The 8,471-nt window shown below is 76.0% G+C and carries 5 protein-coding genes; 1 reads left to right on the forward strand and 4 read right to left on the reverse strand.

Annotated elements, in window-relative coordinates; all coding sequences use genetic code 11:
- From ACFV5N_RS20880 to ACFV5N_RS20890, 3 genes are all read right to left on the reverse strand, one after another.
- Nucleotides 1-514, reverse strand: a 514-nt coding sequence (locus ACFV5N_RS20880; RefSeq protein ID WP_385601927.1) for a tryptophan 2,3-dioxygenase family protein, incomplete at its 3' end; no start/stop codon positions are given.
- Between the two features lie 29 nt (nucleotides 515-543).
- Nucleotides 544-1,533, reverse strand: a complete 990-nt coding sequence (locus tag ACFV5N_RS20885) for a polyprenyl synthetase family protein (RefSeq protein WP_385601930.1) — start codon at nucleotides 1,531-1,533, stop codon at nucleotides 544-546.
- A 127-nt stretch (nucleotides 1,534-1,660) separates the two neighbouring features.
- Entirely contained in the window at nucleotides 1,661-4,384 is a 2,724-nt protein-coding gene (locus ACFV5N_RS20890; RefSeq protein WP_385601932.1) for a LuxR C-terminal-related transcriptional regulator, read from the reverse strand.
- A 210-nt stretch (nucleotides 4,385-4,594) separates the two neighbouring features.
- Between ACFV5N_RS20890 and ACFV5N_RS20895 the strand changes: the two genes are divergently transcribed.
- A complete protein-coding gene (locus ACFV5N_RS20895; RefSeq protein WP_385601935.1) occupies nucleotides 4,595-7,363 on the forward strand; it encodes an AAA family ATPase in 2,769 nt (922 codons plus the stop codon).
- A gap of 94 nt (nucleotides 7,364-7,457) precedes the next feature.
- Here ACFV5N_RS20895 and ACFV5N_RS20900 read toward each other — a convergent pair.
- Nucleotides 7,458-8,471, reverse strand: a 1,014-nt coding sequence (locus ACFV5N_RS20900) for an ROK family protein (RefSeq protein ID WP_385601938.1), incomplete at its 5' end; no start/stop codon positions are given.

Below are 8,471 nucleotides of genomic sequence, written 5' to 3' on the forward strand. Positions count from 1 at the left end.
GGAAATGCCGCCCGGAGGTGTTGCCGGTGCCGGGCTGGTCGCCGAGCATGTGCGCGACCAGGCCGAGATGGGTCGTGCGCCAGCGGCGCACGGCGGCCTCCAGCGCGCCGGACCCGCCGCCGTCCGGGGTCGCGGTGAGTCTGGCGGTGAGCGCGAACAGTTCGCGGAACTGCTCGGACTGGAGTCCGCTCGCGGTGCCGAAGCGGTCCCGGAAGGCCAGGAAGTCCTCCCGCCGCAGGGTGCGGCGCAGCAGGGTCAGCTGGCCCTCCAGCGCGCCGATCAGCCGGACCGCCCGGTCGGTGCGGTGGGCGCGGCAGGCGGGGCCGCAGGGGCCGGCGTCGATGTGCCGCAGGTCGACGAGGACCTGGCTGAGCAGGGTCTCGGACGCCTGGTGGACGACGATGAACAGCCGCTCGCTGTCGCTAAGGTCGCGCTGGTCCCGGGGGGTGAGGGGGACCTGCAGCGAGAGGAGTTCGTCCAGGCGCAGATACGTCGCGTAGGTGGGGGAGGTCATCGGGCCAGCTCCTCGGGGGTGAGTCCGCTTCACACCAGGCGACCGGGCACGGTCAGGCCCTCCAGGGCGTCGCGGTGCGGGCCCGGCGGCAGGGTCTCCAGGGCCTCGGTGGCCAGCTGGACGTGACGGTGGGACACCTGCCGTGCCGCCTGCACCCCGTCGTGGGCGTGCACCAGGTCCGACATGGCCGCGTAGCGCTCGTCGGCGGGGGCGGCGGTGTCGGCGAGCAGGCGTTCGATGCGCTGCTGCTCGGCGCGGGAGGCGCGTTCGTGGGCGAGCAGCACGGGGAGGGTGGGGCGGCCGTTGCGCACGTCGGAGATGTTGGGTTTGCCGGCCCGGGTGCCGTCGTAGGGCATCAGGTCGTCGCGGATCTGGTAGGCGATGCCCAATTGGTCGCTGTACTGGCTGAGCGCCTTCAGCGCGGTGTCGTCGGCGCCGCCGAGCGCGCCGCCCACGCCGCAGGCCATCCACAGCAGGGCGCCGCTCTTGTCGGCGATCATGTCGAGGTAGGCGGGGACGGGGCAGATCTCGCGGCTCATCCGGATCTCCCGGATGGCCGCGTCGCCGATGCGCAGACCGGCCCGGGAGAGGATGGCCAGGGCCTGGGCGACGCGGTCGGCGGGAGCGCCGGCCTGCCGGCACTCGGAGAGGGCCGCGAAGCCGTGGAAGAACAGCCCGTCGCCGCCGACGATCGCGCTCTGCCGGCCGAACACGGAGTGGGCGGCGGGCTTGCCGCGCCGCTGGGCGTCGCTGTCGATGATGTCGTCGTGCATCATCGCGCCGACCTGGACGCACTCCAGGGCCACGGCGGCGGGCAGGGCGGTCGCCAGATCGCCGCCGACCGCCAGGCTGGAGCGGATCAGCAACCAGGGGCCCATCATCTTGCCGAAGGGCAGCAGTCCGTACCGCACCACTTCGTCGAGGCCCGAAACGCCGAGCGGCCAGCGGCCCTCCACCTCGGCTCTCACCATGGCGGCCACCTCGGGATCGGCGACCTGGGGCACATCGATGTCGGTCATGCATGCGACGGTAGGGAGACCGCCGGTGGGGTGTCCGCCCCCGGAAGGGACCTGGGCCCGAGAGGGACCCGGGGTTGGCATCTTTGATCCGGCGGGCCCGGCCGGGCCCGCCGGGCGGTGCGCAGGGTCAGGCGGTGGGCAGCCGGCCGCTGAGGCTGGCGGCGGCGAGTTCGACCCGGGAACGGCAGCCGGTGCGGGCGAAGAGCCTGGTCAGATAGTGCTCGACGGTCTTCTCGCTGAGGGCGAGCCGCTGCGCTATCTGACGGTTCGTCAGCCCGGCGCCGATCAGTTCGACGACGCGGCGTTCCGTGTCACCGGCCGTCCGGCGCCGTGCCCGGGCGCGCGGGGCGGGCACCCCGCGCTCACGGGTGACCGCGCGGATGCGCTCCAGCAGCACGGCGGCGCCGCAGCCGGTCGCCAGGTCGTGCGCCTCGCGCAGCCACGGCCCGGGGTCGTCCGCGAACCGCGCCACCACCGGGGCGGATTCGAGCAGCACGGACCGGTCCCCGCGCTCCCGCGCCAGATCGGCGGCCACCCGGGCGTGCACCACGTCGCGGCCGGCCAGGGCGCGCGCCAGATGGACGCTCTCGGTCAGCCGGGTCCGGCCGTCCCCGTGGTGCAGCCGCTCGGTCTGCTCCAGCAGCTGACCGGCGGCGTCCAGGTCGTCGGTGTACGCGGCGATCCCCACCGCCCGCGTCAGCATCCGGTCCAGCCAGGCGTGCCGGCCGGCCCGGTGCAGTCGCCGGGAGACGTGCCGGGCCTGCCGGATCGCGCGGCGGTGCTGGCCCGTGTGGTGGTAGAGACCGATCTTCGCCCAGGCGCGCAGTCCCGCCAGCCGCGGGGCCGGCGCGGCGGCCGCCAGCCACTCGGCGGCCTGCCGGAACTCGCCGCGGGCGGCGCAGATGTCGGCGGCGAACAGCCGGGCGGCATGGTGCACCAGTGTGTCGGCGGGGCCGGACAGCTCCAGTTCGCGGACGGCCGACATGGCCCGGGACCAGTCGGCGGCCCGGTGGCTCTCGACCACCCGGCGGTAGGCGCCGAGCAGACCGGTGTCCGGCAGCCGGTAGCGGTCGCCCAGGACGAGATGGAGCACGGTCGCCACGTCGACCACCGCGGCCGCCGCGCACAGCCGGTCCAGATCGGCGCACGGCGCCGGGCGGCCGGTGGCGCGCCACGCGCGTACGCAGGCGTCGGTGTCGCCGGACAGCGCGGCCTGCACCACCTCCATCTCGTCCGCCGCGAGGAACCCGGGCACTCCGATCCAGCGCGAGGGCGACGGGCGGCGCGGCGCCCCCGGGTCCGACGGCCGGCTCCCGAACCACCACTCGGCGAAGCCGGTCCTGCCGGGGCCCGGCAATTCCTCGTCCAGCAGCGCCCGTACCTCCTGACCGGCGGGCCGTTCCCCGGTGTGCAGCGCCACCAGCATCGCGGCGGCCCGGGCCTGGGCGCGGGGGTCGATGGCGCCGCGGGGCCCGTCCGGCTCGGTGCAGGTGCCGAGCGCGTCCCGCAGCAGCTCGTACTGCCCGGTGCGCAGCACCAGGGTGAGCAGCCGGTTGAGGACCCGGGCGTGCTCCGCACCGGCGGGCGGCAGCCGGTGCAGGGCGGCGGCGCACAGCAGGGCGGCCCGCTGGGGTTCTTCGCGGGCCGCGGCGCCCGCCAGGTCCAGCAGCCGCGCGGTCATGTCCTCGCCGGGGGCCAGCGCCGTGCTGCCGCGCGCGATGTGGTCCGCGAGGGCCACCGAGTCCACCGCGCCGTCCCGCCCCTGGCGGGCCAGCAGCCGTTCGGCGATCGCCGCGTGCAGCCCCGCGCCCCAGAACACCTTGGTGCGGTCGACCGCGGCGGCGGCCAGCGCCGGGCAGCGGCAGTGCACCCGGCCCGCCGGATCGGCGACCAGCACGCCTTCCTCGATCAGTCGGTCCAGGGTGCGGCCGCAGGCGGTGAGATCCGCGCCGATCGTCTCGGTGAGCAGCGGCAGGTCGTCCACGCTGACCCCGTCCCACACGGCCACCGAGGACAGCAGCCAGGGTGCCAGCGGCCCCGCCCCGGCCACCCGTGCCAGCAGCGGGTGCCCGGCGGGCAGCGCGATCGCCTCCCCCGGGGAGCGCAGGCACAGCCGTCCCCGGAAGACGGTCAGCCGGCCACGGCGCCGGAGGTCGGCGAGCGTCCCCAGCACCGTGCCCGGGTGGGTGAACAGCGGTCCCAGCGCGGTACGGAGTGCGGCCTCCGCCGCCTCGTCCAGCCGGGTGCCCGCTGCCCGGCGCAGCAGTACCAGCGCGTCGGCCTCGGTGAGCGGGCCGAGGGTGAACACCCGGTCGGCGGCGGTGCGCAGTTCGGCGGTCCCCGGCTCGTGCCCGGTGTCCTGCCGGCAGGTGGCCAGCACCGGGAAGCCGCAGCGGCGGGCCGCGGTGAGCAGCGGCGCGGGCTCGGCCACCAGATGCGCGTCGTCGGCCAGCAGCGCGATGCGCCCGCCCCGGGCGAGCCGGTCGAACAGGGCGCCGAGTTCGGTGACCATGGACGGCACCCAGCCACCGGCGTCCCCGCCCGGGGACTGGGTCAGCCGGGCCACCGGGGTGAGCGCGTCGGCCAGCCCCGTGTCGGCGAACGCCTCGAACCGGTCGCGCACACTGCGCACCAGCGAGGCGATGCCGTACGGGTCCGCGGCGGGGTCCCCGGGGCCGGCCCCGAACCGTACCGGCAGCACCCGCACCCCCTCCGCCCGCAGCGAGCCACCCACGGCGTCCAGCACCGCGGATCTGCCGATCCCGGCGGGGCCGCGCAGGACCAGCAGGGAGCCCCGGCCCGTCATCAGCGCGGTGCGCAGCTCGGCCACATCACGGTCCCTGCCCTGCACACGGGTACGGTCTCGGGCCACTGCCCGCCTCCTCCTGGGGTGTGCCGGGCGGCGGCGCTCCGGGGCCGTACGCGTCCCCTCCCCGCGCCCGGGCGGTTGCTCCGCGAGACCCGCCAGGACCTGCCCTTTCGGGTCAACTGCCATTCTGCACGGGCTGTTGGGCCTTCCCCATGTGTGTCTGTGAGGCAAAGCTGTGGGCATACTGCCTGGGTGATCAGCAGTTCCGGGGACACGGACGGATCGCCCCGGCCGCGGCGGGCTCTGCCGGGCCGGGCGGGCACGGTCGCGCGGCTCGCCGACGACGCCACCTCGCCGGGCGCTCCGCCGCTGCTGGTCGTCGCCGGTCCGGGCGGCATCGGCCGCAGCACGGTGCTCGCCGCCGTCCGGGAGACACTGACCGAACGAGGCGTGCGCGTGCTCCACCTGCGCCTGGCCCGCAACGAGCGTGACCGTCATCATGCGCTGGCCGCCCGTTTGACGGCCGAACTCGGCACGCTGCACCGGGCGGAGGACGGCCGGCGGGCGGCGCACACCGCCCCCGTGACGCCGCCGGAGGCCGGCCGCGACCTGACGGCCGCCCTGCGGTCGGCGGTCGCCCCGGGCGAGACGCTCGTGGTGCTGATCGACGACCTCCAGTGGGCCGACACGGCCTCCCGCGGCACGCTGCTGCCGAGGATCCGCTCGCTCGCCGGCGGGCCGGTCACCTTCGTGTGCGGCTACCGCTCGACCCCCGGCGGCGCCGCCCGGGACCGGGCCGTGCTCGGCCGGCTGCGGGCGGCCGGCCTGGTCCGCGTGGTGCCGCTGCGCCCGCTGTGCTCCGCCGAGGTGGACACCCTGGTCGCCCACGAGGTACGGGCCCGGCCGTCGGCCGCGCTCGCCGCCCGGCTGCGCCGGGACTGCCGGGGCGTCCCCGCCGCCGTCCTCGCCTCGGTCGCCGGCTACCGGCGCGGCGGGGCACTGCGCGTGCTCCAGCGGCACGCCTGCCTCACCTCACCGGAGCGCCCGCCCGAGGTCCCGGACGATCTGCCGCTGGTCGAACACATCCGGCACCTGGGCGAGGGCGCCTGGTCGGCCGCCAAGGCCCTGGCGGTGCTGCACCCGCTGGGCCCGGCGGCCGAGGGGCTGATCGCCCGCGCGCTGGAGACGGACGAGCAGGAGGTGCGCGCGCGGCTGGAACTGCTCCGGGCCGAGGGGGTGCTGCACCACACCGGCGGGCAGTGGCGGTTCCGGCTGCCGCTGCTCGCATACGCGCTGGCCGGCTGCCTCGGCCAGTTCGAGCGGCGCCGGCTCTCCCAGGTCGCCGTCACCGCCGTATGGGCGGGCGAGGCGGTCGCCGACGACCGCTGCCTGGCCGAAGCCCTGGTCGCGGCGGGCCGGTTCGTCGATCCCCGGCGGGCCGCCGCGGAACTGCTGGCCCTGGGCCGGGCCGTCATGCTGCACGACGGCCACCACGCGGTGCGCTGGCTGCGGGCCGCCCTCGACCTGACCACGGAACCCGAGCGGCGGGCCGCCGCGCTGATGCTCCACGCGACGGCCTGCTGCATCCATCTGCGGCACGCCGAGGCCATGGAGAGCGCCTGGACGGTCCTGTCCCGGTACACGGGGCTGGTGTCCTCCGAGGACCTGTTCGACATGGAGGCGATCTGGGTGGTCTCGGCCGCCGGTTCGTCCGACACGACGGTGCTCGCCGCGCTCGCCGGAGAACGCTGGCGCGCGCTGCCGGGCGGCGAGGGACACCGGATCGTCGCCCGCTGTCTGGCCCTGTGCCACCTGGAACGCTGGCGGGAGGCGGTGGACCATCTGGCGGCCACCCGGGGGATCTGGAGCCGGGAGAACGACCTGGTCGCCGCCGTCGGGCAGGTGGTGAGCGAGACCGGGGCCGCGCTCCTCGGCCGCACCGCGGAACTGGACCGCTCCGTCGACGACCCGACCCGCTATCCGCTGTGGCACCGGGGCGGCCGGCACCGCTTCCAGCGGCTGACGAGCCTGGTCAGGGCGCTCATGCAGTTCAACGAACTGGACCGGGCCGAAGCACTCCTGGCCACCCACCACCTGCCGTCCGGCTACCGGCCGATCCCCGACCGGGTGATCGCGGACAGCCACGCCGGGCAGTGGGACCGGGCCCTGGAACTCGCCAGAACGGCGCTGGCCGCCGGCACCTGGGTCGGCGAACTGACCAGTCACACCATGGCCTCCCGCGAACTGAGCACCATCCTCGCCGCCCGGGGCCGGCTGACCGAGGCCCGGGCGGTGATCGACCAGGCCAAGAGCGTCCACTCCCTGCTGCTCCACCTGCTCGCCGTGCCCGAGTCCGAGTGGGAGCAGGTGCTGGGCGGGCGCGAGCGGTCCCTGGAGGTGATCAAGGAGGCACTGGCGCTCGCCGGGGAACGCGGCCTGGTCGTGGGCACGGACGAACTGTGGCTGCGGCGCGCCGAAGCGGAACTGGTGACCGGCGACACCGCCGCTGCCCGGCGGAGCGTGGCCGAGGTGATCCGGGTGGCGGACCGGATCGGCACCGGCCGCGCCCACCTGTGCCGGCTCATCGGCGTCGCCATGGTGGAGGGCGACCACGCGGCGTCGGCCGAGGCGATCCGGCTGGCCCGCCGCCGGGACCAGCCGCTGGAACTCGCCGACACCCTGCAGACCGTCGTCCGCCTCGGCCAGGCCGACCCGGCGCTGCTGCGGGAGGCGTACGGCCTGTACGGGGACCTCGACGCGCTCATGCGCAAGGCGCAGTTGCGGAACCTGATGCGCGCGCGGAACATCTCCGTCCCCGGCCGCAGCGCCACCACCGCGGAGCACGAACGGCTGCTGGCGGTGCTGGTGACGGAGGGTCTGACCAACCGGGAGATGTCGATCGCGCTCGGGTGCAGCGAGAAGAGCGTGGAGAGCCGCCTGACCCGCCTGTTCAAACGGGCCGGCTACCGCTCCCGGGTGGAACTGGCCTCGGCCATCCTGACCGGCGACTACCCGGTCTGACACCGCACGGCGACGTCCAGGGCGGCCAGGCGCTGGGCGACGGGGCGGCCTGGTGCGAGGGGGCGGGTCCGCCGGCCGTGGCTGTGCGGCCGGTTCAGTCCTCCCGCAGGACGAAGGCCCTGATGGCGGCGACCGCGGCGGCGCGGGCCCATTCGGCGAAGTCGGGGGGCAGCAGCGTCACCCGCAGGGAGTCGGGGTCGCGGTACCGCCGGTCCCTGATCCCGGCGTGTACGGCGCGCTGTTCACCGGCCAGCAGGACCAGGCCCTCCCCGGCGACGACGAAGTCCTTGATCATGCAGAGGTTCGCGATGGTGGCCAGCGCCGCCCCCAGGGCCCAGGCGGCCGGGCCGAGGACGTTCCGGCACACCGGGTCCCCGGCGCGGGCCAGTGCGGCCACCTCGTCCAGGGTCACCGGGCGGCGCAGCCCGTGTGCCGCCGCGGCCAGGACGGAGTGGGTGGAGAGGTAGGAGGCGAGGCAGCCGCGGTGTCCCCCGGTGCACATCGGGCCGCCGGGGTCGAGTACGTGGTGGCTGAACTCCCTCAGGTCCACGGCAGCAGCGGGCACCATCCGGCCGTGCTGGACCAGGGCGTAGCCGATGCCCGCGCCGACCGTCAGCAGGGCGAAGTCGGTCAGGCCGCGTGCGGCGCCGAACCAGCGCTGGGCGTGGGCGAGGGCGGCGACGTCGTTCTCCACGACGCAGGGCAGGCCCGTGCTCCGGGTGAGCCGGTCGCGCAGTTCGACGTCCTGCCAGCCGAGGAAGGGGGCGTCGAAGCGCGGTGCGGCGGTGGTGTCGGTGGTGGGGCGTGCGGCGCCGCCCAGGGTGATGCCGGCGGCGACGGGTGCGGTGCCGGGGGTGGTGAGCCGGTCGCGTACCCGGGCGATCTGGGCGCTGACGGCCTCGGGGGTCGGGTCGTGCAGGGGCTCGGTGGTCGCGGCGGTGGTCCGGGCGCGCAGGTCGGTGACGACGGCGTGGAGCCGGTCGGCGGTGAGCTTGACACCGAGGAAGTGGTGGCTGGTGGCGACCACGTCCAGCGGGCGGGTGGGGCGGCCGTTGGCGGGGTCGTGGACGGTGGCGGCCTCGACGACGAGGCCGGAGGCGGTCAGCGG

This window comes from Streptomyces sp. NPDC059853 (genome assembly GCF_042731495.1).
Lineage (GTDB): Bacteria > Actinomycetota > Actinomycetes > Streptomycetales > Streptomycetaceae > Streptomyces.